This window comes from Vibrio sp. MEBiC08052 (assembly GCF_001506075.1).
GTDB lineage: Bacteria > Pseudomonadota > Gammaproteobacteria > Enterobacterales > Vibrionaceae > Vibrio.
In genome coordinates this window covers 2497876-2522625 of the sequence record NZ_KQ947475.1, presented here as the reverse complement: position 1 = coordinate 2522625, position 24750 = coordinate 2497876, and the positions used below count along the sequence as shown (strand labels likewise).

23 protein-coding genes are annotated in these 24750 nt (G+C 45.7%); 16 read left to right on the top strand and 7 right to left on the bottom strand.

Going from position 1 to position 24750, the window contains the following annotated elements; genetic code table 11:
• Positions 1-15 precede the first annotated feature (15 nt).
• The 11 genes from VRK_RS11000 to VRK_RS10950 all read left to right on the top strand — a co-directional run bounded on the left by VRK_RS11000 (position 16) and on the right by VRK_RS10950 (position 12469).
• A complete protein-coding gene (locus VRK_RS11000) occupies positions 16-525 on the top strand; it encodes an OmpH/Skp family outer membrane protein (RefSeq protein WP_059121407.1) in 510 nt (169 codons plus the stop codon).
• Between the two features lie 7 nt (positions 526-532).
• A complete protein-coding gene (gene lpxD / locus VRK_RS10995) occupies positions 533-1564 on the top strand; it encodes a UDP-3-O-(3-hydroxymyristoyl)glucosamine N-acyltransferase (RefSeq protein ID WP_059122742.1) in 1032 nt (343 codons plus the stop codon).
• A 149-nt stretch (positions 1565-1713) separates the two neighbouring features.
• Positions 1714-2145 carry a 3-hydroxyacyl-ACP dehydratase FabZ gene (gene fabZ / locus VRK_RS10990; protein WP_197413155.1) on the top strand — a complete coding sequence of 144 codons (432 nt, stop codon included), beginning with the start codon at positions 1714-1716 and terminating at the stop codon, positions 2143-2145.
• A gap of 1 nt (position 2146) precedes the next feature.
• Positions 2147-2935, top strand: a complete 789-nt coding sequence (gene lpxA, locus VRK_RS10985; protein WP_059121406.1) for an acyl-ACP--UDP-N-acetylglucosamine O-acyltransferase — start codon at positions 2147-2149, stop codon at positions 2933-2935.
• A gap of 92 nt (positions 2936-3027) precedes the next feature.
• Positions 3028-4179: a lipid-A-disaccharide synthase gene (gene lpxB / locus VRK_RS10980; RefSeq protein WP_059121405.1), complete on the top strand. Its 1152-nt coding sequence runs from the start codon at positions 3028-3030 to the stop codon at positions 4177-4179.
• Positions 4180-4794 (top strand): ribonuclease HII, encoded by a 615-nt coding sequence (gene rnhB, locus VRK_RS21005; protein ID WP_059121404.1) that lies wholly within the window; start codon positions 4180-4182, stop codon positions 4792-4794.
• 81 nt (positions 4795-4875) lie between these two features.
• The gene (gene dnaE, locus VRK_RS10970) at positions 4876-8355 is read left to right on the top strand and encodes a DNA polymerase III subunit alpha (RefSeq protein WP_059121403.1); all 3480 of its coding nucleotides are present in this window, start codon (positions 4876-4878) and stop codon (positions 8353-8355) included.
• 44 nt (positions 8356-8399) lie between these two features.
• Positions 8400-9359: an acetyl-CoA carboxylase carboxyl transferase subunit alpha gene (gene accA / locus VRK_RS10965; protein WP_059121402.1), complete on the top strand. Its 960-nt coding sequence runs from the start codon at positions 8400-8402 to the stop codon at positions 9357-9359.
• A 184-nt stretch (positions 9360-9543) separates the two neighbouring features.
• Positions 9544-10902: a tRNA lysidine(34) synthetase TilS gene (gene tilS / locus VRK_RS10960; RefSeq protein ID WP_059121401.1), complete on the top strand. Its 1359-nt coding sequence runs from the start codon at positions 9544-9546 to the stop codon at positions 10900-10902.
• A gap of 270 nt (positions 10903-11172) precedes the next feature.
• Positions 11173-11511, top strand: a complete 339-nt coding sequence (glnB, locus tag VRK_RS10955) for a nitrogen regulatory protein P-II (protein WP_038183495.1) — start codon at positions 11173-11175, stop codon at positions 11509-11511.
• Positions 11512-11608: 97 nt separating this feature from the next.
• Positions 11609-12469: an endonuclease/exonuclease/phosphatase family protein gene (locus tag VRK_RS10950; protein ID WP_059121400.1), complete on the top strand. Its 861-nt coding sequence runs from the start codon at positions 11609-11611 to the stop codon at positions 12467-12469.
• An 85-nt stretch (positions 12470-12554) separates the two neighbouring features.
• Here the strand turns inward: VRK_RS10950 and VRK_RS10945 are convergent, their stop codons facing one another.
• Complete coding sequence (locus VRK_RS10945) at positions 12555-14129, bottom strand: lytic transglycosylase (RefSeq protein WP_059121399.1); 1575 nt, start codon at positions 14127-14129, stop codon at positions 12555-12557.
• Positions 14130-14203: 74 nt separating this feature from the next.
• On the bottom strand, positions 14204-14962 hold the full coding sequence (gloB, locus tag VRK_RS10940) for a hydroxyacylglutathione hydrolase (RefSeq protein ID WP_059121398.1): 759 nt from the start codon (positions 14960-14962) through the stop codon (positions 14204-14206).
• A gap of 51 nt (positions 14963-15013) precedes the next feature.
• Between gloB and VRK_RS10935 the strand changes: the two genes are divergently transcribed.
• Positions 15014-15745, top strand: coding sequence for a class I SAM-dependent methyltransferase (locus VRK_RS10935; protein WP_059121397.1), 732 nt, complete (start codon positions 15014-15016; stop codon positions 15743-15745).
• Between the two features lies 1 nt (position 15746).
• Here VRK_RS10935 and rnhA read toward each other — a convergent pair whose 3' ends face one another.
• Complete coding sequence (gene rnhA / locus VRK_RS10930) at positions 15747-16208, bottom strand: ribonuclease HI (RefSeq protein WP_059121396.1); 462 nt, start codon at positions 16206-16208, stop codon at positions 15747-15749.
• A 57-nt stretch (positions 16209-16265) separates the two neighbouring features.
• Between rnhA and dnaQ the strand changes: the two genes are divergently transcribed.
• The gene (dnaQ, locus tag VRK_RS10925) at positions 16266-17003 is read left to right on the top strand and encodes a DNA polymerase III subunit epsilon (protein WP_059121395.1); all 738 of its coding nucleotides are present in this window, start codon (positions 16266-16268) and stop codon (positions 17001-17003) included.
• 14 nt (positions 17004-17017) lie between these two features.
• On the top strand, positions 17018-18265 hold the full coding sequence (locus tag VRK_RS10920) for a TIGR03503 family protein (protein WP_059121394.1): 1248 nt from the start codon (positions 17018-17020) through the stop codon (positions 18263-18265).
• 122 nt (positions 18266-18387) lie between these two features.
• On the opposite strand, the gene fadE is transcribed toward VRK_RS10920, so the two are convergent.
• Positions 18388-20874 (bottom strand): acyl-CoA dehydrogenase FadE, encoded by a 2487-nt coding sequence (fadE, locus tag VRK_RS10915; protein WP_059121393.1) that lies wholly within the window; start codon positions 20872-20874, stop codon positions 18388-18390.
• Between the two features lie 313 nt (positions 20875-21187).
• On the opposite strand from fadE, the gene lpcA reads away from it, so the two are divergent.
• Complete coding sequence (gene lpcA / locus VRK_RS10910; RefSeq protein ID WP_059121392.1) at positions 21188-21763, top strand: D-sedoheptulose 7-phosphate isomerase; 576 nt, start codon at positions 21188-21190, stop codon at positions 21761-21763.
• Between the two features lie 29 nt (positions 21764-21792).
• Positions 21793-22638, top strand: coding sequence for a class II glutamine amidotransferase (locus tag VRK_RS10905; RefSeq protein ID WP_059121391.1), 846 nt, complete (start codon positions 21793-21795; stop codon positions 22636-22638).
• Between the two features lie 38 nt (positions 22639-22676).
• Here the strand turns inward: VRK_RS10905 and nudI are convergent, their stop codons facing one another.
• Genes nudI through VRK_RS10890 form a run of 3 tightly spaced genes read right to left on the bottom strand, consistent with a single transcriptional unit; the run spans position 22677 to position 24681 of the window.
• On the bottom strand, positions 22677-23105 hold the full coding sequence (nudI, locus tag VRK_RS10900) for a nucleoside triphosphatase NudI (RefSeq protein WP_059121390.1): 429 nt from the start codon (positions 23103-23105) through the stop codon (positions 22677-22679).
• A complete protein-coding gene (locus VRK_RS10895; protein ID WP_059121389.1) occupies positions 23075-23815 on the bottom strand; it encodes a deoxynucleoside kinase in 741 nt (246 codons plus the stop codon). Before VRK_RS10895 ends, nudI begins: the two co-directional genes overlap by 31 nt.
• Positions 23812-24681, bottom strand: coding sequence for a radical SAM protein (locus tag VRK_RS10890; RefSeq protein ID WP_059121388.1), 870 nt, complete (start codon positions 24679-24681; stop codon positions 23812-23814). The genes VRK_RS10895 and VRK_RS10890 overlap by 4 nt, the downstream gene beginning before the upstream one ends.
• Positions 24682-24750: the final 69 nt, after the last annotated feature.

The following is a 24750-nucleotide window of genomic DNA, read 5'->3' as shown; positions in this document are numbered from 1 at the left end:
ATGAGGATATTAATTGTGAGGAATCATATCAAAGCGATCAGTGTTGGTTTAGCTGTTTTGAGCATGTCATGTTTTAGTGTGGCTGCCGAAGCTGCGCAGAAGATTGGCTATATCAACACTGCAAGAGTGTTCCAACAACTTCCTCAAAGAGAAGTTGTTCTGCAAAAAATGAAGCAAGAGTTTCAGGATAAAGCTGCTGAGCTACAAAGCATTCGGACTGAAGCCAAAGAGAAAGTTGAAAAACTAAAAAGAGACAGTTCATTAATGAGTGAAAGTGAAGTTGAGAAACTTCGCATCGAAATTGGACAACTTGATAGTAAGTTTAAAATTAAGTCACAGGCATTAGAACAAGCTTCTTCTAAGAGAGAGGCGGAAGAAAAGGGTAAACTACTGAAAATCATTCATGATGCGGTAGAAAAAATTGCCCAGAAAGAAGGTTTTGATATGGTCATTGATACACAGGTTATGCAATATGGCAAACCAGAATATGACCTATCAGACAAGGTTATTAAAGCGTTGAAATAATTATATGATGGTAAAACTGACATTAGCCGAGCTGGCAGATATCACCAATGGTGAAATAATTGGCGACCCGACCGTTACGGTGAGTGCTGTCGCACCGATGAATACTGCAAAAGAAGGTGATATCACTTTCTTATCAAATCCGAAATATGCACAGCATTTAGCCAGCTGTCAGGCATCGGTGATCATGGTCAAAGCTTCACATCAGTCGCTATGTCCAAAGAATGTATTGGTCGTGAATGATCCGTATGTCGCTTTTGCTAAAGTGGCTCAAGCTTTGGATACAACACCGGCACCTGCATCAGGTATTGCAGCATCTGTTGTCATTGCTGAAGATGCTGTTCTGGGAAGCAATGTCTCTATTGGTGCCAATTCTGTCATCGAATCTGGCGTCGTTTTGGGAGATAATGTTGTCATCGGTGCCGGCTGTTTTATTGGTCAACATGCTGAGATTGGTAACAATACCCGTTTATGGGCGAATGTTAGTATTTATCATCGAGTGATGATCGGCTCTGATTGTTTGATTCAATCGGGTACCGTTATCGGTTCTGATGGTTTTGGTTATGCCAACGAACAAGGGGAATGGATTAAAATTCCGCAGTTGGGGACAGTCAGAATCGGTAGCCGTGTTGAAATCGGCGCATCGACGACGATTGATCGGGGGACTCTCGATGATACGGTCATTGAGGGGAATGTTATCCTTGATAATCAGATGCAGATCGCCCATAACGTGCACATCGGATATGGTACGGCAATAGCTGGTGGTACGATTATTGCCGGAAGTACGACGATAGGAAAATATTGTGTCATTGGTGGTGCTTCAGTTATCAATGGACATATTGAAATTGCAGATGGTGTTACAATTACCGGCATGGCGATGGTAATGCGGAGTCTTTCTGAGAAAGGTGTTTATTCTTCAGGAATTCCTCTTCAACCGAATAAAGAGTGGCGTAAGACTGCAGCCCGAGTCCTTCGGATTGAAGATATGCATAAACGGTTGAAAGCCGTTGAACAACAGTTGGAGCAACAAGTGGAATCTTAATTCTGCGATGTATCCTGAGCCGGATTTGATTGAACGGGGAAGGGTATAGAGAAAGGCTCGCATCGTGTGAGCCTTTTTTGTTGGGAATACCCAGATTGGTTTTTATTGATTTATATAGGAATATGACTTTGACTACTGAAAATAAGACGATGGATATCACTGAGATTCAGAAACTCCTTCCACATCGTTACCCATTCTTGCTGATTGATCGCGTGATGGATTATGAGGAAGGGAAGTATTTAGTTGGCTTGAAAAATGTTTCATTCAATGAGCCTCAGTTCACCGGACATTTTCCTCAATTACCGGTGTTTCCGGGAGTCATGATTCTTGAAGCAATGGCTCAGGCTACCGGCTTACTTGCATTTAAAACTTTTGGCGCGCCGAAAGAGAATGAGCTTTATTATTTTGCTAGTATTGACAATGCAAAGTTTCGCAAACCCGTCTCTCCGGGAGATCAATTAATCGTTGAAGTGGAGTTCCTGAAAGATCGTCGGGGAATTGCGCTATTCACCGGAGTGGCAAAAGTTGATGGTGAAGTCGTTTGTTCGGCGGAACTAAAATGTGCTCGTAGAGAGTTTTAGTATGATTCATGAAACAGCTCAGATACACCCTACAGCGGTCGTTGAAGACGGTGCTCTGATCGGTGCGAATGTAAAAATAGGCCCATTTTGTTATGTCGAAAGCAGCGTGGAAATCGGTGACGGAACTGAGTTACTGTCCCATGTTGTTGTTAAAGGCGCAACGAAAATCGGCCAAGATAACCGTATTTTTCAGTTCGCTTCAATTGGTGAAGCTTGCCAGGATTTAAAATATAAAGGCGAAGACACGCAGCTAGTGATTGGTGATCGAAACACCATTCGTGAAAGTGTCACAATGCACCGAGGTACAGTGCAGGATCAAGGGATAACACGAGTTGGAAGTGATAACCTGTTTATGATCAATGCACATGTCGCACATGATTGTATCGTTGGTGACCGCTGTATTTTTGCCAATAACGCAACGCTTGCCGGACATGTAAAAGTCGGCAATTACGCGATTGTCGGCGGGATGTGTGCAATTCACCAGTTTTGCCATATCGGGGAACATGTGATGTTGGGCGGTGGCTCGATAGTCGTTCAAGATGTTCCGCCTTATGTCACGGCTCAGGGGAACCATTGTGCTCCATTCGGTATTAATGTCGAAGGTCTGAAGCGGCGTGGATTTGAAAAATCTGAGATTCACGCGATTCGCCGGGCATATAAGTTATTGTACCGCAGCGGTCTCAAGCTGGATGAAGCAAAAACAGAAATTGCCAAAGAAGCGCAATCAAGCTCCGCTGTTCAGGTTTTTCTGGATTTTCTGGTTCAATCCGTACGCGGTATTATCCGTTGATTCGTGCTCAATCATCAAAAAGATCGCTTTGAATTGAGCGATCTTTTTTTGTTGGTTCATCAATGTAGTCTATTAGGGATTCAAAATCGACAATGTTGGATAAAAGTAAGCCGCTCAATATTGGCATCGTGGTCGGTGAGTTATCTGGCGATACGCTGGGTGAAGGATTGATCAAAGCGATTCGAGAACAATATCCTGATGCTCATTTTGTGGGAATCGCAGGCCCCAAAATGAAGGCGCTGGGTTGTGAATCTTTATTTGATATGGAAGAACTGGCTGTCATGGGGTTAGCCGAGGTTTTAGGGCGACTGCCTCGTCTTTTCAAGATAAAATCCCACCTTATTCGTTACTTCAAAGAAGCTGATCTTGATGTTTTTATCGGCATCGATGCACCGGATTTCAATTTGCGTCTGGAACGGAATTTGAAAGATGCCGATATCACCACCGTTCATTACGTGAGCCCTTCTGTTTGGGCATGGCGTCAAAAGCGTATTTATAAGATTGCTCAGGCAACCAATCTGGTCTTGGCGTTTCTGCCGTTTGAGAAAGCTTTTTATGATCGGTTTAACGTGCCATGTGAATTTATCGGCCATACATTAGCGGATGCGATTCCGTTGTCTTCGGATAAAAATGAGGCCCGGGCTTCATTAGGGCTGGAGACAGAAAAACGTTGGTTAGCCGTACTTCCCGGGAGTCGGGGCAGCGAACTGAAAATGTTAAGTCGTCCTTTTATTGAAACTTGTCAGAAACTTCGTCAGCGTTATCCCGATTTAGGGTTTGTAGTGGCACTGGTGAATAATAAACGACGTGCTCAATTTGAAGCAGTGTGGCAGGAAGTTGCACCTGAATTAGATTTTGTGCTCGTTGACGGTACAGCGAGAACTGTGATTACGGCGGCGGATGCGGTACTGCTTGCTTCCGGGACCGTGGCATTAGAATGCATGCTGGTAAATCGTCCCATGGTGGTCGGCTATCGATTTAATGCGATAACCAATTTCTTAGCGAAGCGATTGGTCAAAACAAAATATGTTTCGTTACCGAATATCCTTGCTGATGAAGAGATCGTGAAGGAATTACTGCTGGACGAATGTACGGTGGAAAATTTATACCGGGAAGTCTGTGTTCTATTCGATGGTGATAATTGTCTGATGCAAAGCAAGTTCACAGAAATTCACCAGTTGATCCGCAAAGATGCAGATAAACAGGCGGCCAACGCTGTTTTAAACCTGATAGAGCGATTGTAAATGGCTAACATTGAATTCCCTCCTTTTGAATATCCGCTTGGTTACCAGCTTTTTGCCGGGGTGGATGAGGTTGGCCGCGGGCCTCTTGTTGGCGACGTCGTGACTGCCGCAGTGATTTTAGATCCGGCCCGACCGATCTCGGGTTTAACCGATTCGAAAAAATTGTCCGAAAAAAAACGATTGGCGCTTTTTCCCGAAATTCAGGAAAAAGCGATTGCGTGGGCGATTGGGCGTTGTTCAGCAGAAGAAATTGATCGTCTGAATATTTTACAGGCAACGATGGTGGCAATGCAGCGAGCGGTTGATGCACTCCCGATTGCCGCTGATTTTGTTCTGGTCGATGGTAACCGGATTCCGTCATTATCTGTTCCTGCGATGGCTGTTGTAAAAGGCGATCTGCGCGTGGCAGAAATTAGTGCCGCTTCGATTTTGGCGAAAGTTACTCGAGATCAGGAAATGATGCTGTTGGATCAACAATATCCAAATTATGGATTTGCACAGCATAAAGGTTACCCGACCAAAGCGCATCTGAAAGCGATTGAACATTATGGTGTGATTGATATACATCGCAGAAGTTTCAAGCCTGTACGACGTATTTTGGACTTAGATCGATAATCACGTACAATATTTGGTTATCGCGTTTTTACATACGGAGACGGTGGTTTTTTACCGTTTCTGAACAGGATATTCATCAACATGTCTGACCCTAAATTTATCCATCTCAGAATTCATAGTGATTTTTCTATGATTGATGGGCTGTCGAAAGTGCCTCCTTTAGTCAAGAAGGTTGCAGAGATGGGAATGCCGGCGATGGCGTTGACCGATTTTACCAACCTGTGCGGTTTAGTGAAATTTTATAGTACAGCCCATAGCTGTGGCGTAAAGCCGATTATCGGCGCTGATTTTTTAGTACGTTCGCAAGCATTCGGTGATGATCTGACTCGCCTGACATTGCTTGCAGCTGATAACACCGGCTATAAAAATCTGACTTGGCTCATCTCACAAGCCTATCTTCGTGGGCATATCCAGCACCAGCCCGTAATTGACCAAGAATGGTTGGCTGAACACTCGGAAGGTTTAATCGTCTTGTCCGGTGGTAAAAATGGTGATATCGGACAGGCTTTACTCAAAGGAAACCAGAAACTGGTTGAACAGTGTGTCCATTTCTATCAAACCTATTTCCCCGACCGTTTTTATCTTGAATTAACCCGAACCGGGCGTCTCGACGAAGAAACCTATTTGCACTTTGCCATAGAACTGGCGGAGCAATATGATTTACCGGTTGTAGCCACCAATGAAGTCGTCTTTTTAAGCCGGGAGCTGTTTGAAGCTCATGAAATCCGAGTGGCTATTCATGATGGCTACACAATGGATGATCCTCGCAGACCTAAACACTATAGTGAGCAGCAATATCTCCGTAGCGAAGATGAGATGTGTGAGCTGTTCAAAGATATCCCTGAAGCGTTGGAAAATACAGTCGAAATCGCCAAACGCTGTAATGTGACGGTGCGGTTAGGCGAGTATTTCTTACCGAATTTCCCCACGGAAGGGATGAATATCGATGACTTTTTAGTTAAAAAATCGCAAGAAGGACTAGAAGAACGACTTGAATTCCTCTTTCCTGATCCACAAGTCAGGCAGGAAAAACGTCCGGCATACGATGAGCGTTTGCAGATTGAACTCGATGTGATTAACCAGATGGGATTTCCCGGTTATTTCCTGATCGTCATGGAGTTTATTCAGTGGTCCAAAGATAATGACATCCCTGTGGGGCCCGGGCGAGGCTCCGGTGCCGGCTCTCTGGTGGCCTATGCGCTGAAAATTACTGACTTGGATCCGTTGGAATACGATCTGCTTTTCGAACGTTTTCTTAACCCTGAGCGGGTTTCCATGCCTGACTTTGATGTCGATTTCTGCATGGATAAACGTGACCGAGTGATCGAACATGTTGCCGAGATGTACGGAAGAGATGCAGTTTCTCAGATCATCACCTTCGGTACGATGGCGGCGAAAGCGGTCATTCGTGATGTGGGACGGGTTTTGGGACATCCGTTTGGATTCGTGGATCGTATTTCTAAACTGGTGCCACCCGATCCGGGCATGACTCTGGAAAAAGCATTTAAAGCTGAGCCGGCGCTGCAAGAACTCTATGATGTCGATGAGGAAGTCCGAGAGCTGATCGACAAGTGTCGGATTCTGGAAGGATGTACCCGGAATGCGGGTAAACATGCCGGTGGGGTGGTAATCTCACCGACGACGATTACCGATTTTGCCCCCATCTATTGTGATCCGGAAGGTCACTATCCGGTCACTCAGTTCGATAAAAATGATGTCGAGACAGCGGGACTGGTGAAGTTTGACTTTTTGGGGCTGCGGACACTGACGATTATCGACTGGGCGCTGGGTCTGATTAATCCTCGACGAGAAAAGCGAGGGGAACCTCCGGTTCGTATCGAAGCGATTCCACTGGCTGACTCACAATCATTCCGCAACCTGCAAAACTCAGAAACAACTGCGGTGTTCCAGCTCGAATCGCGCGGGATGAAAGATCTGATTAAACGACTTCAGCCGGACTGTTTCGAAGATATCATCGCATTGGTAGCGTTATTCCGTCCCGGGCCTTTGCAGTCAGGGATGGTGGATAACTTTATCGACCGGAAGCATGGGCGCGAGCCGATCTCTTATCCTGATGAAAAGTGGCAGCATGAGTCGCTCAAAGAGATTCTTGAGCCAACGTATGGCATCATTCTTTATCAGGAACAGGTCATGCAAATCGCTCAGGTCTTGGCTGGCTATACATTGGGCGGTGCTGATATGTTGCGCCGTGCAATGGGGAAAAAGAAGCCAGAGGAAATGGCGAAGCAGCGGGCGATATTCGAACAAGGCGCGATCAATAACGGTATTGATGGTGAACTTGCGATGAAAATCTTTGACTTGGTGGAGAAATTCGCCGGTTATGGGTTTAACAAGTCGCATTCGGCAGCGTATGCACTAGTCTCATATCAGACACTATGGCTAAAAACGCACTATCCAGCGGAGTTTATGGCCGCGGTGATGACTGCGGATATGGACAATACCGAAAAAGTGGTCGGTTTGGTCGATGAATGTATCCGAATGAATCTGACGGTGCTACCGCCTGATATTAATTCAGGGCTTTATCGGTTTAATGTCGATGAACAGGGCGCTATCGTGTACGGTATCGGGGCGATAAAAGGTGTTGGTGAAGGCCCGATTGATGCTATTCTCGAAGCCCGCAATGCCGGTGGACATTTTAAAGACTTATTTGATTTTTGTGCGCGTGTTGACCTAAAACGGGTGAATAAGCGTGTTATCGAGAAGCTGGTTTATGCCGGTGCGCTCGATCGTCTGGGACCACATCGCGCAGCAATGATGGCTTCTCTGGATGATGCTGTCAAAGCTGCCAGCCAACATCGTCAGGCTGAATCTTTTGGTCAAACGGATATGTTCGGTGTGTTGACCGATGCTCCGGAAGCGGTAGAACAACGGTATACCCAAGTGCCGCCATGGCCGGAAAAGGTATGGCTTGAAGGGGAAAGAGATACGCTGGGGCTTTATTTAACCGGGCACCCAGTGAATGCGTATCTGAAGGAACTCAATTATTATACCGATTGTCGATTAAAGGATGTGACGCCAACCCGGCGCGATCAATCATTAAAAGTGGCGGGATTGGTGATTGCCGCACGGGTAATGACGACGAAGCGAGGCTCGCGTATCGGGATATTGACATTGGATGATCGTTCCGGTCGGTTAGAAGCCATGTTGTTCTCCGATGCGCTGGAACAGTATGCAGAATTGCTTGAAAAAGATAAAATTCTGGTCCTAAACGGACAGGTCAGCTTTGATGACTTCAGTGGTGGGCTTAAAATGACTGTCCGCGAAGTGATGGATTTAGATTCAGCACGAGAAAAATATGCAAAGAGTTTGTCTTTATCAATCACTCAAACACAGATTGATGAACCATTTTTTGAGCGTTTCAGCCGTATTCTGGAACCTCACCGCTCCGGTAGTGTACCGATACATATTTATTATCAACGGGTTGATGCCAGAGCGAAATTGACCCTGGGTACAGAATGGCGAGTGACGCCGAACGATACATTGCTGGATGAACTGAAACAACTGCTTGGTCCCGGCCAAGTTGAACTCGAATTTAACTAAATTCAGCTGAAAACAGAGAAAGCTGAGTCAAAAAGGATCGGTAAATGAGCCTGAATTTTCTAGAATTTGAAAAACCAATTGCAGAACTTGAAGCGAAAATCGAAGCGTTGCGAGATGTCTCCCGTCATGGCGGGAGTACCTCAATCGATCTCGATAAAGAGATCGAACAGCTAGAAAATAAAAGCATCGAGCTGAAGAAAAAAATCTTTAGTGACTTAGGTGCGTGGCAAGTCGCTCAATTAGCCCGCCACCCTCAGCGTCCGCACACTTTGGACTACATCAAACATATCTTTACTGATTTTGATGAATTGGCAGGTGATCGTGCCTATGCTGACGATAAAGCCATTGTCGGTGGTATGGCACGTCTGGATGGTCAGCCTGTGATGATCATTGGTCATCAGAAGGGGCGTGAAACTCGGGAGAAGGTGAAGCGTAACTTTGGGATGCCAAAACCTGAAGGTTATCGTAAAGCCCTGCGTCTGATGGAAATGGCGGAACGTTTTAACATGCCGATTATTACGTTTATCGATACGGCTGGTGCTTATCCCGGTGTCGGCGCTGAAGAACGCGGCCAATCAGAAGCGATTGCTACCAATCTGAAAGTGATGTCCAGTTTGAAAGTACCGGTCATTTGTAATGTGGTTGGTGAAGGGGGCTCCGGTGGTGCTTTGGCTATTGGTGTCGGTGATTATGTCAACATGTTGCAATATTCAACCTACGCTGTAATTTCTCCTGAAGGGTGTGCCTCTATTTTGTGGCGTGACTCTGATAAAGCACCTCAAGCGGCTGAAGCCATGGGGCTAACAGCACCACGATTGAAAGAGCTGGGGCTGATTGATGAGGTTATCGAAGAGCCTTTAGGGGGAGCACATAGCCATCATCAGCAAATGGCACAGCGAATGAAAGCGACGTTGCAACGACAGCTTCAGGAACTGCGTCAATTCGATCAGGATGTTTTATTAGATCGCCGCTATCAGCGACTAATGAGTTATGGTTATTGTTAAGTGCGATTGATGGTACAAACGTGTTTTGTTGTGCCAGCGTATTGAATACGATTAAAAGGGAGATCCGAATCGGATCTCCCTTTTACTTATGCGTCGTTACCTCATTGAGGCTAATTCCGGTTTTCACTGGCAAGAGCCCAAGGTAAACTGACTGCCTCCTGTGATTTTTTGAAATGCGACCGCAATGCTTTATCACGATTTTTCTCAGTTTATGACCAACCATATTCAATCATCGCAGGCTCGATGTATTCTGGCATTGAGTGGTGGTGTTGATTCGCGAGTCTTGCTTCATCTATTGGCTCGCTATATGCGGGACAATCAATGTCCGGCAATGGCGGTGCACGTCCATCATGGACTGAGTGCATCTGCTGACCGATGGGTTGAGTGTTGCCGGCAATGGTGTGCTGAAGAAGAGATACCTTTTCAGGTGGAATATATTCAGCTCAATATGCAAGGTAAAGGTGTGGAAGCTGCGGCACGTCAGGCAAGATATCAGGCGTTACAGCGCTATATCAACAAGGGCGATCTGCTGCTGACCGGACAACATCGTGATGATCAACTGGAAACATTTCTGCTGGCTCTCAAACGAGGCAGTGGTCCGAAAGGATTATCGGGTATGGCGGCATCGATGTCATTTCATCAGGGATGGCTATTGCGTCCATTATTGCATCGCTCCAGAGCAGAGATTGAGGCGTATGCCAATACACATCAGTTAAGTTGGGTTGAAGATGAGAGTAATCAGGATACTCGTTTTGACCGGAATTTTATTCGTCACGAGGTGATGCCTTTACTGGTGGATCGCTGGCCTCATTTTCCACAAGCGGTACAACGCAGTGCCGAGTTATGTGCCAGTCAAGAAGCCTTACTCAATGAGTTACTCCAAGAGCGTTATCAGGCGGCATTGCAGCCGGACAATCGTTTGTCGATCCGCTGCTTATTAGATTGTGGTGAAGCGGTGCGGGCACAGATATTACGCATGTGGCTTGAGCAGCTCGGACATCAGATGCCGAGTCGGGTTCAGCTGGAAAATATCAGTCATCAGGTTTTGCAGGCCAAAGCAGATGCTAATCCGCGCTGTCGTATCGGTAATGATGAAGTTCGTCGCTTTGACGGTTATCTCTATTGTATTCCGGTTTATGCAGATATCAGTGACTGGCAATGCCAGATAAAAATCAATCATCTGGTTGAACTTCCTGATGGACTGGGCACACTAACATTAACCGAGAGTGCTTTATTGACAGAGAGTGTTTTACTGACAGAGGGCACGACTGAGAAACAAGTTGCGTTTGGGTTGGATAAACGTTGTCTGTCGATGCCCCTTCGGGTGACCTTTAACCCTGAAGGTCTGGTTGCTTCTCCCGTTGGACGGAGAGGACGACACAAATTGAAGAAGCTGTTTCAAGAATACCGGATTCCTAGCTGGCAACGGCGGAGAGTGCCGATTCTAATCAGCGGACAGCAGGTGATAGCCGTAGCGGGTTTGTTTGTTGATGAGCACTTTTCTGGTTCAGACTATGAGTTGATTTGGGGCACCGCTACATAGATAGCTGAAGCTGGATGTCAGAGCAGAACAACGTATGATTGATGAGGTCATGCTGTTTGATGGTATTGCACAAGCCTCTCGTTGTGCTAGTTTGAGGTTGGTTCGGGTGGAATCGAATCTCAAGGTGCTGGTTGCGGATAATGCCTAGAAAGTGTTATTAATCCATTCATTTCATATTGGCGCGATGATTGCTTATCAGTTGAGGGATTGTTGAATGTTTTCTTCTGGTAATCGATAATATCAGCAACCCATAAAGTTTAAAGGATGAACATGAAAAAGATAGAAGCTATTATTAAACCGTTCAAACTCGATGATGTTCGGGAAGCGCTTGCCGATGTCGGAATTACGGGGATGACCGTGTCAGAGGTCAAAGGATTTGGTCGTCAGAAAGGTCACACAGAGCTATATCGCGGCGCTGAATATATGGTGGATTTTTTGCCGAAAGTGAAACTGGAAATCGTTGTATCCAGCGATGTTGTTGACAAGTGTGTTGATGCCATTATTGAAACGGCACAAACAGGAAAAATTGGCGACGGCAAAATATTTATTACAGATGTTGAGCGCGTGATTCGGATTCGCACGGGTGAAGAAGACGAAGATGCTATCTAATTAACTTAACGGAAGGAGCCGCTGGCTCCTTCTTTGTCATGAACGATTGATTCATTCCTGCCGTTTTATTCTTTGATTATTTTCCGGAAAACACACCATGAAAAAAAGATTGGCGATCATTCTTGCTGCCTTGTTACTTCTCTCTGGATTAGGCACGACGATTGTTTTTCAAGTACCGGATTCACCACAGTTGATGACGTTGGTGCCTGCCAAGTCATCAGCGCCTTTATTTGGTGAGCAATGTTATCAAAATGGTCATATTCCTGCTGCGATAGATACTCAAGGGGTTTTGAATGTTTTGGTTTGGAATATCTATAAAGAGAACCGCTCCGATTGGGAACCGGCACTGACCGAATATAGTCGGCACAAACAGTTGATCTTACTTCAGGAATCAAGTTTTGGTTCACCGTTGTATCAATGGCTGATGCAACAGAATCTGTCTGCGTTACAGGTCCGTGCTTTTTCTGTCTTAAACAAGTCTGCCGGTGTGATGAATATTGCGCGGCAACTGCCCATCTCAGCTTGTGCGTATACTGCTGACGAGCCGCTGATTCGTCTGCCGAAATCGGCTTTGGTCGCCTATTACCCGTTAAGTCAATCTCAGGGGCAGACGTTGGCCGTGGTGAATGTCCATGCTATTAATTTTTCTCTTGGGATAGAAGCATTTCAGGGGCAGCTACAACAGCTGACACAACAATTGGCGTCTCATCAGGGACCGATCTTGTTTGCCGGTGATTTTAATAGCTGGAGTGATGCGAGGATTCAATTAATTAATCAGATGATGACATCATTATCGATGCAGGAAGTGCTCTTCACTCATGATCAGCGTAGGCAGTTTCTTTCTCATCCGCTTGATCATGTATTTTACCGTGGGCTGATCCTGAATCAGGCCAGCGTGGTACAGACAACCGCATCGGATCATAATCCGATTCAGGTTTCTTTCTCTTTACCGAATTAGTGTATTTTTCTCGATCGAGAGTTCTTACTCAATGAAAAGCGCTTTACCGGATAATGCTTGTTCCGGTAAAGCGATTGTTGTGTGTTTAAACACTAACTTTGGTTACATCGACATATAATTTCAATTGCTGGCCGGGTTGGAGGTATTGTTCTTCCATCAGGCTATTCCATTTGATGATGTCGGATGTTCTGATTCTGAATTTACTGGCAATGCCACTGAGGGTATCACCATTGCGAACCTTGTAAAATAAGGTTCGGATGATTGCACCGTCACTGGCTTTTTTCCAGATAACCAGTGATTTGCCAATATTGAGCGGATCTTTCGGGCTCATCCCATTCCATTTTGCCAGAGACTGATGAGAGACATGGTAGTGTTTGGCTATCGTCCATAAACTTTCCCCTGAGCGAACATGATGAGTCATCTTATATTGCCCTCTGACTCTGGACTGAATCTTCGCCAGACGATTGCTCATACTGAGTGCGTAAGCTTTTTCATCTTTGACTGAGGTTGGAATCATCAGATACTGTCCGACCCGAATCAGCATCCCATCAAGATGATTGACCGTTTGGATGACTTTTGTCGTCGTATTGTATTTTTGAGCAATGGTGCTCAGCGCATCACCGGACTGAACCTGATAACGGATCAGTTTCATACCTCGTCCGTCATCGGCCTCAATGGCCTGTTCAAAAATGCTGACTTTATCGACAGGAATCAGTAACTGATATGGACCATTCGGTGATGTTGCCCATTGATTGAAAGCTGGATTATAGCTTTGAAGCTCTTTGACGCTGATGCCGGCATACTTTGCGGCAACGGCAAGATCGAGCTGCTTTTGGGGATCGACGCGAGCCAATACTTGTTGGTTGGTAATCGGCGGAAGTTCTATCCCGTATTGCTGATGATGGGCAATCACATCGACCAGTGCCAGCAGTTTGGGGACATAACCACTGGTCTCTTTGGGTAAATCTAATGAGAAGAAGTCGGTTGGCTGCCCTTTTCTTGTGTTTTTTCGAATCGCGGATGAGACTCGACCGCTGCCACTATTGTAGGCTGCAATAGCATGGTACCAATTGCCATCGAATTTCTTGTTCAAATAGGAAAGGTAATCTAATGCAGCATCGGTTGCCGCATCAACATCTCTACGTCCGTCATACCAAAAATTTTGTTTCAGACCATATATTTTTCCGGTTGAAGGCACAAACTGCCATAAACCGGCTGCTCTGCCATAAGAGTAGGCAAAGGCATCGAACGAGCTCTCAACGACGGGGAGTAGTGCGAGTTCCAGCGGCAGATGACGTTGTTCAATCTTTTCGGCGATCAGATAGAGAAACGGTGTTGCTCTTTGGGCGACCGTTTCTAAATGTCTGGGATGTTTGAGATACCAAGCCCGATATCGGTTCACCGATGCTTCATCCGGTACCGGCAGACGGAACTGCATAATAATGCGTTGCCACAAGTCGGTTTGTTCTTGTGGAGTTGGTATTTTTTTCTGTTTTTCGACAGCCGTCCGGAACGTTGCAGGCGGCTTTGCGGCTGCGTTTTCTGAATGCTCCGGAGACGGTGTATGTGTCGGTTCGGAATCACTCGCTTGTTCAAACGGTTGGGTGGTTTGACATCCGGTGACTAACAACATTAGCACCCAACTGATATGTATTCTCATAAATTAATAGCAGCCCTTTTTACACAGCCCGTGATAATACTTGTCTCGGGATAATGATGACAAGAGAGGAAGTGTTAAAATTCATTTTTCCATTCACGTAATACTGTAAAAACAGAAAGGGGGTCAAGGTCGGAGGTCCTATCTGAGACGGATTTAATAATTTCAGCCTGATCCGGGCGCAAAAAAGGATTAATTTGTTTCTCTAGCCCTATGGTTGTTGGTACAGTGGGCTGATGATGGGCGCGCAAACGGTTAACTGTATCGCGATAAGCCTGTAGTTCCGGGTTTTCCGGCTCGACGGCTAACGCAAAAGCAATATTACTGGCCGTATATTCATGAGCACAGTAGACCTTAGTATCTTCCGGCAAGGCACTCAATTTTTGTAATGACTGCCACATCTCCTCCGCAGTCCCTTCAAATAGGCGGCCACATCCGGCAGAAAATAGCGTGTCACCACAGAAAACTTCAGATTCACCCAAATAGCCAATATGTCCCAAAGTATGACCTTTTAAATCGAGAATATGGAATATATGGCCGAAAACTTCAATTTGATCACCACCGGAGACGGCATGAGTGATGCCCGGTATTGCTTCATTGATCGGACCGACGACATGAATATGAGGAAAGTGTCGCACGAGTTCACTGATGCCACCGGTATGATCGGCATGATGATGTGTAATGAGGATGGCATCTAAAGTCAGATGATTGGATGTAAGGTAGTCGATGACAACGCCTGCATCGCCGGGATCGACAACGACACAGTGTTGATCTCGATTTTGGATGAGCCAGATGTAATTATCGCGAAATGCAGGTATGCTTTTGATGTTTAACATGAGTTATCTCCATTCACCTTCTTTTTATTGAGCTTATGTAGCGGGGCAGTCATGGAACCGGCACGCAGTGAAAAAAAAATCGATAAGCCACACTCTTGGGACCAGTTGAAAAATGGTCAATGGGTCAGTGAGTCGATACAGACCCGGTTAGATGAGTGGTGGCCGAGATTATTTGGTTATCATATGTTGAAATTGGGCGGCTTAAGTTGTGAGCTTGCCAGTAGTCTTTCAAATATTCAACATCAAGTCCATTTGGATATAAAAAACCCATTGCATACACTCATTGCCGATGGTTATGACTTACCCTTTCTGGAAAAAAGTATTGATGTAGTCATTTTGGCGCATCAACTCGATTATTGTAATGATCCGCACCGAATGCTCAGAGAAGTTGATCGGGTGATGGTTGATGATGGTTATCTGATTGTGACTGGATTTAATCCGATGAGCCTGACCGGATGTGCGAGTATCTTACCGTGGCGCAAGAAATATTTGCCGTGGAGTGGGCGTATGTTTACGCCCAGCCGTATCAGTGATTGGCTCGGCGTTTTGAATTATCAAGTGCTTGAATGTGAACGGTATGCGTTGTTTCCGGTCCAGAATTATCGCCCGCTCTGGACTTGGCTGGAAAACAATATCAGTGATTGCTGTCGTACGTTCGGTAGTCTGTACTTTATCGTTGCCAGAAAAAGAACCTATCCGCTGAAGCCGATTAAACCGCACTGGCGTTTAAAACGTTCGCTGAGCCCGGTTCGAGTCAACTACAGCGTCCATTCTGAGCAATAAGTTACGGTTGATATCCCTGATCATCAGCGGTGGGTGATTCGGCCGCTGTGCGAGCCAGCTCATCGCAAATTTCATTTTCCCGGTGACCGGCATGGCCTTTGACCCAGCGCCATTCAATTTTATGGCGCTGGGTTTCTTGATCCAGTGCTTGCCATAAGTCTGCATTTTTGACGGGCTTCTTATCTGCGGTTTTCCAGCCTTTCTTTTTCCAGTTATGAATCCATTGAGTAATCCCCTGCCGGACGTACTGGCTGTCCGTTGTCAGAATGACATGACAGGACTCTTTGAGGCTTTTCAGTGCGACAACGGCTGCCATCATTTCCATTCGGTTGTTCGTGGTTAACCGAAAGCCTTGAGAAAGATTTTTTTCAGTGCTTTTATAACGCAGAACAATCCCATACCCACCCGGTCCCGGATTGCCGAGACAAGAACCATCTGTGAAAATTTCCACCTGTTTCGCCATGATTTGATACTATAAGCCACAGTGATTGAATCAACATAGTCTGACACAGTTATCCCAATGAATACTAGCAACAATTCTGAAATACATCGTATCGTGGTTCTTGATACGGAAACCACAGGTATGAACCAAGATGGTGGTCCGCACTATGAAGGACATCGGATCGTCGAGATCGGAGCGGTTGAAATCATCAATCGTAAACTGACCGGCAGACATTTTCATGTCTATCTCAAGCCGGATCGTCAAATTCAGCCCGAAGCGATTGAAGTTCACGGTATTACCGATGAATTTCTCGTCGATAAACCGGAGTATAAAGATGTCCATGCGGCTTTTCTGGAATTTATTCGCGGGGCTGAGCTGATCGCCCACAATGCACCGTTCGACGTCGGCTTCATGGATTATGAATTTGCCAAGCTGAATGCCAATATTGGTAAAACCGAGCAGTATTGCAAGGTGACGGATACACTGGCAATGGCTAAACGGATTTTCCCCGGTAAGCGGAACAATCTGGATGTGTTATGTGAACGGTATGGCATCGATAATTCACATCGGACATTGCACGGGGCTTTGCTCGATGCGGAGATTCTTGCTGACGTTTATTTGTTCATGACTGGTGGGCAAACCTCACTGCAGTTCTCGGCAGGACAAAGCTCCGGAGATGGCGGTGAAGCGATTCGCAGAGTGGCTACCGGCCGAAAATCACTAAAGGTTTTAAGCGCAACTGCCGATGAAATACAAGCACATCAAGATCGTTTAGATTTAGTTGAAAAAAATGGCAGCTGTCTTTGGCGTCAGTAGGAGAGTGAATATATATGTTGCGGGTGTTAACGATCTTTATCGGGCTATGGGTATCGCTGGGAAGTTATGCTGCAACAAATTCTCCGGTGTCTTTGTTGGATAATCGTGTTCGGGTGGACCCGACGATCAGTCAGATTACTTTCGTCGTTTACCGAGAAAAGCCCTCGAAACCTGTGGTATTAGTTCGCCCCGATGGTACCAAATACTATTCATGGCGGCATCCGGATAATGTGCGTTGGTATCAGGAACCATCAATGGATATTATCTCAATTGATAAGCCTATGCCCGGCCCTTGGCAAGCGGTGGGGAAAGTAACACCCAAAAATAATATTAGATTGATCTCAAATCTGGCGTTGACCACCGACCAGCTCCCGTTACGGTTATATCAGGGCGAAGAGATTAAGTTTACCGCCAGACTGACTTCCGATGATAAACCGTTAACGATTCGTGATTTTTTGGATCGCGTAAAACTGAAAGTGACCTTTACTAAATATATCGAGAATGAAGCCCAACTGGTCAAAGAAGCGCGCCCGACTCCGGATGTGATCGGGGAATTTTCCGATGATGGCCGGGGACTCGATGAGAAACCCGGAGATGGTGTCTTTACCGTCAAATTGAACGTTTTCTCTGAACCGGGAAGATACCGGGCCCGGATTACCTCAGGGAATGGCGTCTTTTTACGTGCGCAGGAACAAGAAGTGCTGGTTTATCCGTCACCGATTACCACGTCTTTTATTCAGTCCCGTGTTGATGATCAACCCCATCAAGTGGTGTTTACCGGATTAGAAGGAACCATCGAACCGGGGTCGGTGATTGCACATATCGATCACTGGGATCGGTATGACAACCACTTTACTGCCGAAGGCCAATCCGGCCGTGAATCTCTGACCGTTAAACTGACGATTCCTAACAATGGTGAAGTGGGTAACTTTAAATGGAATGGCCAAGTCTATGCGACTGAGGTCAACTCTCAGCGGCCGCTTATTTTTCCTATCCCTGAACATACGTATAGTGTGGTGGAAGATCTGAATATCGAGCAGACGCGTCTTATGCAAGAGAAAGCCCTCGCTGAAAAAATTAAGCAGGAACAGCAGGAAGAGATACTGCAACAGCGGGAGTCAGCGAGGAAGTGGAAGCTGATTTATATCGCATTAGGGAATATCGGCGCTTTGATTCTGGGATTAGTGATCTGGATAGTTGTCCGCAAGATGAAAGCGAAAAAATCTGAAGTGTCACTACAGCTCGATATGCCGAAAAAGTAATGGTGGTACCCTGGGTGATTTGGGGAACGCTATTCGTATAAAAGAATGCCGGTCAGCATCACTGACTGGCATTCTTGCTTATGGGGATCACTGCCTTTTCTACTTTCTGCGACACCTGCCGATTATGATTCTTGTACCGGACTGGCTGCTTTGCGGCTAGTACGTTTTGCTTTTTCCTGTTTCGGATGATCCAGTGATCCCGCAGCTAACGCTTCCGGTGCAAAGTCATCGACATTAATCACATAGAGTCGTTCCTGTTCTGCCTTGATCAGTAAATCGGACTCGTCGCTTGAAATCAGCTGTTCATCCAGCGCTGTTTTCGCCAGTTGGTCCAAATTAGTAAATGGATAATGTTTACCTTTCAACTGGCAAATCTTATCAAAAATCGGTTCTGCCTGAATGATTGTGTCCAGCGCCTGATGAATCCGACCCGCAGGGTTATGTTCACTTGCATACCAGTATTGATAACGCCCCAGACGGTTTCTTGGCGCAGTGTTGGATTGCAATAGCTTCGCTACCCGGTGATCCAGTTTGTCGCTGGGACCGTGGCAAACACGTCCAAAGGGCATCAGTATCCGTTTGAGCAGGTAACCCAAGATAGGGGACGGGTAGTTGTCCAGCAATTCCGACAGCGCCACTTCCATCTGTTTCAGGCTATCTTCCAAAGCCCAACGAACCAAGTCTAAATCTCCGATGTGACGGCCATCATCGTCATAGCGTTTCAGTGTCGCTGAAGATAAATACAATTGACTCAGCAAATCTCCCAAACGGGCTGATATGCGTTCTTTGCGTTTCAGGCTACCACCGAGGGTCAGCATTGTCAGATCTGCCATGAGTGCGAGATTGGCACTGTAACGATTGAGTCTCTGATAGTAACGTCTGGTTTCATCCTGATGCGGTGTTGCCGACCCGAGCCCATTGGTGAGACCCAGCCAGAAACTGCGAGCGGCATTACTTACGGTGTAAGCAATATGCGCGCTGAGCGTCTGGTCGAACTGCGCCATCGCGTTCTCACTTTGAGAATGAGCCAGTTCCATTTCTTTGAGTACATAGGGATGACAGCGAATTGCGCCTTGACCGAAGATAATCATTGAGCGGGTGAGAATGTTTGCCCCTTCAACCGTAATTGCGATTGGGGCTCCTTGATAGTTTTTGGCAAGGAAATTCGATGGGCCAAGGCAAATTCCTTTCCCGCCGGTAATATCCATTGCATCTTTAAGACATTGTTGCCCGCGGTGGGTACAGTGATATTTGACGATGGCAGAGATGACCGATGGTTTCTCGCCTTGCATAATACCGGTCACGGTGAGTTGACAGGCGGCATCCATCAGATAGGCGTTCCCGCCTAAGCGCGCTAAGGGTTCCTCTATCCCTTCCATTTTTCCAATCGGTTGTTTGAACTGACGACGGATTCTTGCATAGGCTCCGGTTGTGACTGCCGCTGTTTTGGTGACACCGGTTGAGTTGGATGGCAGGGTGATGCCGCGACCAACCGACAGACATTCAACCAGCATGCGCCAGCCGCTACCGGCCATATTCGGGCCGCCGATAATGAAATCGAGCGGAACAAAGACATCTTTTCCCTGAGTCGGACCGTTTTGGAATGGAATATTCAGTGGAAAGTGACGACGCCCAATTTCTACGCCAGCCATATCGGTTGGAATCAACGCGCAGGTGATGCCGATATTTTCTTCTTCACCGAGTAGATGATCCGGGTCTTGTAATTTAAATGCTAACCCTAATACGGTTGCCACGGGGGCAAGCGTAATATAGCGTTTGTTCCAGGTCAGACGCATTCCGACGACTTCTTTTCCTTCCCATGTTCCTTTACAAACCACGCCAAAGTCAGGGATTGAACCGGCATCGGAACCCGCTTCAGGGCTGGTGAGGGCAAAACAGGGAATTTCCTGACCGGTTGCTAGCCGAGGTAGATAGTAGTCTTTTTGATCCTCGGTACCGTAATGTTGCAATAATTCTCCGGGACCTAAAGAGTTTGGGACACCGACCGTGATAGCCAGAATACCGGATACACCGGCAAGTTTTTGTAGCACCAGAGATTGTGCGTAGGCTGAAAATTCCAGGCCGCCATATTGTTTTTTGATAATCATGGCAAAGAATTTCTGTTCTTTGAGGTATTCCCAGATTTCAGGTGGTAAGTCTGCCAGTTCATGAGAGACCTGATAATCATTGACCATCTCACAGACCTGATTGACCGGTCCGTCTAAAAATGCACGTTCTTCTTCGGTCAGATGAGGTGCCTGATAGCGGTGTAGTTGTTGCCAGTCTGGCTTGCCTCGGAATAGCTCGGCCTCCCACCACACAGTTCCTGCATCTAAGGCCTCTTTTTCGGTTTTAGACATCGTTGGGAGTTGACGTTTAAAGAGCGTAAAAATTTGGGATGTCACCAGGTTTTGCCGAATCGATGGAACAGTGACGCAGGCAATGACCAGTGCGTAAATGACCCAGAATGTGAAACCGACATGGCCAAGTAGCGTTAACACAATCAGTGACGCAGTAAGCATTCCTGTTCCCAATGCCATTGAGAGACGATGATAGGCGCAAATTCCCCATACCGCGAGTAATACGACGATCGAGAGCAAAATACTCATATTCTTTTCCTTAATCGGGAGATTCAGATGTTTCTATCGTAGAACTATCAAAGAGGTCTTACCAGTTACAATGTTGCAAAAGTGTTAAGGAGATCGAATTGTGAGTCACTTTCTGATGATTTGGTGAGATGATGCGCTGAATCTGAGGGAAGAAACAGGATTCTGCAGAGCAAGGCTCGACAGAATGAATTGTTGGGGTAAACTCATGATTATCTCCGGAAGATTTCACCACGATATCCTGAGTGATCCGGATAAACAGTATCGCTCTTGTCGTAAGAGTGCCATTTCAGCATACATCAAAGAGAATTGAGTTATGTACCACGATTTAATTAAGAACGAGCTGAACGAAGCTGCCGACGTACTAAACAAGTTTTTAAGTGATGAGCACAATATTGCTCAGATTGAGGCGGCTGCCAAGCTGATTGCAGATTCTTTTAAACTGGGTGGTAAAGTGCTTTCTTGTGGGAACGGTGGATCCCATTGTGATGCGATGCATTTTGCTGAAGAGTTGACGGGACGTTACCGTGATAATCGGCCGGGTTATCCGGGGATTGCGATTTCAGATCCTAGCCATCTGTCGTGCGTCAGTAATGATTTTGGCTATGAATTTGTATTTTCTCGTTATGTCGAGGCTGTCGGTGCCAAAGGCGACGTATTGTTCGGGCTTTCGACTTCCGGGAATTCCGGTAATATTTTGAAAGCGATTGAAGCGGCACAAGCCAAAGGGATGAAAACAATTGCGTTAACCGGTAAAGATGGCGGCAAGATGGCTGGCGTTGCTGATGTTGAGATTCGAGTCCCTCATTTCGGTTATGCTGATCGCATTCAGGAAATTCATATTAAAATCATCCATATCTTGATCATGTTGATCGAGAAAGAAATGGCTTAAGTATCGGTTTAATAGGGAGAGTGCAGGTTATGTGTGAATTGCTCGGCATGAGCGCTAATATTCCGACCGATATCTGTTTTAGTTTTACTGGGCTGATTCAGCGCAGTGGTAGAACAGGCCCGCATCGTGATGGCTGGGGGATTACGTTCTATGAAGGCAAGGGGTTTCGCACATTTAAGGACCCGAAGCCGGGCTATCAGTCCACCATTGCAGAGCTGGTTCGGAAATATCCAATCAAAAGTCGTGCAGTGATCAGCCATATTCGTCAGGCCAATCGTGGTGGCGTCAGTTTAGAGAATACCCATCCGTTTACACGCGAACTTTGGGGGCGTTTCTGGACATTTGCCCATAATGGACAACTGAGTGGTTATCAGGATCTCGATACCGCCAACCATCGTCCCGTGGGGAGTACAGACAGCGAACTCGCATTTTGTTGGTTGTTAAAGCGTTTGGATGATCAATATCCGACACCACCTGACGATGCGATAGAAGTTTGTCGTTTCATTGCCGCGCAGTGTGATCAACTTCGACAACTGGGGGTTTTTAATATGCTCCTGACCGATGGCGAGTATGTGATGACCTACTGTACCAATCATTTATATTCAATTACACGTCGGGCACCTTTTGGTAAGGCGACGTTGATTGATGAAGAAGTTGAAGTCAATTTTCAGGAAGAAACGACACCCAATGATATTGTCACTGTAATTGCGACTCAGCCACTGACGTTGAACGAGCAGTGGCATCGAATGAAGCCCGGAGAATACAATGTCTTTCATCACGGAGAGTTAATTGATACCAACCAGTGTCAGTTAGCCGATGTACCGTTCGCGGAAGCAAAACCCGGCTCTCAGGCACCGACGGAGCCACTCGAATAAAGGAACAGCAGAGGCTTGCAATGCGCAAGCCTCCGGCATTATTTCAACAGCCCTTTCTGTGCGAAGGTCACTTTTGTCGCGTCATTGAGATCCAGCGTTAGGAGCTCTTCGGGACTTGCCCATTTAAATTCTTGGAACTCGTCATTAATTGCAATATGACGATTGGCACTTTCACAGTCGAATATCAGATAAATCATATAGATTTCTTCTTGAGTCCCATCGGGATAAGTTTTGACCCGAGTATCGTCTCTGAATGTCCAAGGGGAGATTCGCGTGAGTTCTAAATCAGGGCCTAATTCTTCTCTGATTTCACGCCTTAATGCTTCTTCCATTGTTTCTCCCGGTTCCATTCCTCCCCCGGGAAGCGCCCATTGACCGGGGAATACACCGCGATCATTCGCCATTTTACAAAGTAAGTAATCCCCGTTATTGGTAATCAAGGGACAAACAATGGTTCTCTGTCGCATAAAGGCTCCTGTTTATTCTGAATTTTATTGATAACTAGATTGGTAATGGCTTCAATCGTCATCTGCTGATTATATTCAATGACCCGATCTTTCAAATGTGCCGGTAAGTTATCAAGCAATGATTGATATTCCTCTCCCCAGCCATGAATCCACCGTTGTTTAGTGGTTTCATCAGGAAATTCCCGGGGACGAATTCCTTTTAACTCGTCATTGAATAAATTTTTTAATGAAAAGTCGGGCGGAAAATTCATGTAAATAATCACATCAGGATCGGGGATGATATCCATAAGTTCATGCCATAAAGACATATATGCTTTATGTTGTTCTCCAGATATATATCCTTGCTTATACATAAAATTTGCAAATATATAATCCTCGATATGAGAGCGCTCCATAATAACATTAACGCCTTTATCTAGCCAAGATTTAACCAGAAGCACTCGCTGGATCATAAAATTAAGCTGTAATGGGTAACCGTACGTTGCTGTTTTATCAAAAAGGTTTTGTAGTAATGGATGATGAAGTGACTTTTCATCAATCGCAATTGTCTGAGGATTGTTTTCATAAATATGGGTTGAGATCGCGCGGAGTAGTGTGCTTTTACCAACACCGGAGTTACCGGACAGAACAATATATAATGGGTTGGCATTGGGTGCATCCGGCAGTTCACCGACTGTCCAGGGAGGAGTATAGAGATGATGTTGATTCATGAGATAAACTCCATTTCATCAAGCCAGAAGCGATTGTTTTCACATTTTTCCATAATTTCAGGTTGACCAAAAATATGGTGAATGATCTGTTCTGGTGAATCTTTTTCCATATTACATAGATAGGTATAGTTTTCTCCGTCGGGAATAATAACATCAAAGTTGGGTTCCATAACGATATTGGCTTTGTCCCGTTCTTCAAATGTGGCCCAACTCAATGGCAAGTCCGGGAATTCATTTTTTGTCTGTGTCATTGTGCTGAGAAATAAATCAGTATCAATTTCCAATTTATCCCGTTTTTCCTTACCCACACCGAGTGGACAGAATTGATAAAACCGCCACGATTGAATCTTATAGGGAAAACTATTTACCCAACGAACAATATCGGAGATTTGATGGGCATTGGTCTGAGAAACAACGGTGGTGAGTTTGATATTGATGGTGTTATTTGTCTGTGATAACCAGATGAGGATATCTTTGATCACGCGATGTTGGTTTCCCATTTTCTCACTTCTGATGTCACTGTTGGTTTGTTTTTCTATACCATCAATAGGAATGCCAACCCAGTCCAGTACACCATTTAACCGCTCGTGATCCATAATAAAGCGGTGACCAACGGTCGATAGATAAGTCATAAAGCCAAGTTTTTTAGCGTGTTCGATTAAAACTAGAAAATCTTTCCGTGTGGTTGGTTCACCTCCGGTAAACCCCACCCGGCGAAATCCGACTTGATACATTTTGTCTAATATCTTTAATGCACTTTCGGTTGATTGATCTTCAATTCCCGGGTTTCTGAAGCACAAATCACAGTCGAGATTACAGTAGGATGTAATTCGAAAATCTAATAATAATGTATTGATATCTAACATATTTAGTAATCCAGTCTATGTGTATTCAAATAACCATAGTCTTTATATTGGTATTGCGCAAATAGATGC